General features: G+C 72.2%; 1 protein-coding gene. It reads right to left on the minus strand.

The genetic code is table 11. From position 1 onward, the window contains the following. On the minus strand, positions 1-1915 hold a 1915-nt coding region (locus tag P409_RS33030), incomplete at both ends, for a tape measure protein (RefSeq protein ID WP_152613677.1).

The following is a 1915-nucleotide window of genomic DNA, read 5'->3' on the forward strand; positions in this document are numbered from 1 at the left end:
GATGCCTCGGGCCACCGCCGGGTTGTTGCCGGTGGCGCGGTTCATCAGGTCGCGCTGCTCGCGCAGGGCTTCCGTGTAGGTCTGAGCCGACCGCGCCGCGGCCTGCTGCCGCCGATCGGTCTCCGCCAACACCGCATTGGCGTTAGAGAGCCGGCCTTCCTCCTCCGCTAACGCGGCGCGCTGGTCGAGCAGCGCCTTGGTGAAGACGTCGATCCGGGTCACCACGCCGCCCGCGCCGAGGGCCTGGGCCTGCTCGCGCATCCCGTTCAGCCGGTCGATCAGGCCGTCCAGCTCCGCCACGGTGCGCGGGGTCGATCTCTCGATCTCGCCGGCCAGCCGGGTGAATTCCACCCCGGCATTGTTGCCGAAGAGCCCGTCCAGCAGCGATCCGCCGGCGGAGGCAGTTGCTCTTCCCGCTGCGCCCGAGATCCTCCGCTGAATGGTGTCGATCGCCGCCGTGGCGTCCTGAGCGCTACGCCGCGCGGCCGCCTGCGTCGAGGCCAGCATGTTGGCGCCGAGCTGTTTGACGGCTCCGCTGGCCGCCTCCGCAGCCTTCGGGACAAAGCCGATCGATCGCGCGGCCAGCTCCATGGCGCGGGAGTACGATTGCGCCGACCGCTCGCCGGCATCCTGCGCACCGGCGAGCAGCGTGACCCCGACGACGGCCGCCGTGGCGGCGATGCCGGGCACACCGCCCAGAGCGCCGACAGCACCGGAGGCCAGGACACGCGCTCGCGCGGCAACGCTGGCGCGAGCCTGAGCCGCCGCGTTAGCGTTTACGGCAGCCGTGTTGGCCGCCGCCGCTTCGGCAGCCGCCAGTTCGGCCACCCGAAGTTGGGCCAGGGCCGCAGTCGAGGCACCGATGGCCGCTCGGCGCTGGAGTGCAGCACGTGCTGCTGCGAGTTCAGCGGCGGCCTGTTGATAGGCCGCTTGGGTGGCTGCTGCCTCGGCCTGCCCCTGCGCGATAACGGCCGCTCGGGCGGCGCCGGCATCGGCAATCCGGCCGCGCATCGCCGTGGCCAATCGAACGAGAGCCACAGCCGCAAGACCGGTCACCACCGCCCCGACCAGACCGAAATTGTCCCCCAGCCCGACGAACGTGTTCGCGAGCAGCGCGGCGGCGCCTGTGGCCGTCGCGGCCTGGCCCACCCAGCGCTCGGCCCCGTTCAGGAGGACGGTCCAGCCTTCACCGATTGTCGCCTGCATCCGCTGGTATTCGGCGTCGATCGCTTCCGCCTGGGATAGCAGCGCCTTCACCACGGTCTCGGCCGTCAGCTGGCCCTGCTCGGCCAAGGCGCGCAGCTCGCCGCGGGACTTGCCGAGGGCATCCGCCAACGCCTGGGCCAGGCGGGGCGCCTGCTCCATCACGGAATTAAATTCCTCGCCGCGCAGCACGCCCGACGACAGGCCCTGCAGCAGCTGGGTCACCGCGGCATCGGCCGACGCCTGGGAACCGCCGGAGACGCGGAAGCCCTGGTTGATGGTGCGGGTCACCGCGAGGATCGAGCCCTCGGACACCTTGAGGGTGGCGGCGGCCCGCGAGATTCCAGCGAACAGCTCGGCCGTCGAGCCAAGCGCGCTGCGGGTGTCCTGCGCCAGGCCGAAGACGGCCAGCCGAAGGCGGGTGACGTCGTTCTCGTTGGCGGCGACCAGGCGCAGGCGGTTGCTCACGATGGTCCAGCCATCGGCCATGTCGGTCAGCTGCTGGACCGTGATGCCGATCCCCAGCGCCGCCAGCATGCCGCGCAGGCCGCCGAGGGAGCCGGTCAGACCCGAAACCGCGCTGTTGCTGTTGGCGGCCTGGCGCTCCAGCCCGGCAACCTCGCCGGTGGTCTGCTGGGCTGCGGCGCCCAGCTGGCGGACGCCGGCGGCGCCGGAGGTTGCCTGGGCCGCCATTGCCGCGGCAGCAGCGCTC

Origin of the sequence: Inquilinus limosus MP06 (assembly GCF_000767795.1) — a bacterium.
In the GTDB taxonomy this organism is placed as follows: Bacteria; Pseudomonadota; Alphaproteobacteria; order DSM-16000; family Inquilinaceae; genus Inquilinus; species Inquilinus limosus_E.